1 protein-coding gene is annotated in these 441 nt (G+C 66.0%); it reads left to right on the top strand.

Features of this window, described 5'->3' with window-relative positions; translation table 11 throughout:
* The first annotated feature begins 145 nt into the window (after positions 1–145).
* Positions 146–370 (top strand): hypothetical protein, encoded by a 225-nt coding sequence (locus CDV44_RS28195; RefSeq protein ID WP_087691682.1) that lies wholly within the window; start codon positions 146–148, stop codon positions 368–370.
* Positions 371–441: the final 71 nt, after the last annotated feature.

The following is a 441-nucleotide window of genomic DNA, read 5'->3' as shown; positions in this document are numbered from 1 at the left end:
CGCCTGTTCCGCGAAATCAAGAATCCGATCTTCCGCGGGAGATCGTCTGGCGCGTCGGCCTGCCGCTGCTCGCGCTCGCGCTGGTGCTGCTCGCCGTACCGCTCGCCTATCAGAACCCCGCCACGGCCGCACCGTCAACCTGGTCATGGCCGTGCTGATCTATCTGGGCTACACCAACCTGTTGAGCCTGTCGCAGGCGTATGTCGCGCAGGAGCGCCTACCGATGGCCATCGGGGTCTGGTTGCTGCACGCGGTGGCCCTCTGCGTCATCGTGCTGCTTTACTTGCGCCGCGTGCGATTCCGCGGGCTGCTCGGTCGCCGGCGTGACACCGGCGCCGGTGCGACGCGTGCATCGGGAGGGGCTCGCTGATGCGCGTCTACGAGAAATACTTTGCGCGCCAGATCTACCTGGCGTTCCTCTTCGTTCTGCTCGCGTTCGTC

The organism is Pandoraea sp. PE-S2R-1 (assembly GCF_002179865.1).
In the GTDB taxonomy this organism is placed as follows: Bacteria; Pseudomonadota; Gammaproteobacteria; order Burkholderiales; family Burkholderiaceae; genus Pandoraea.
The sequence above is the reverse complement of the archived record's forward strand: the minus strand, read 5'-3'. Positions and strand labels throughout refer to the sequence as shown.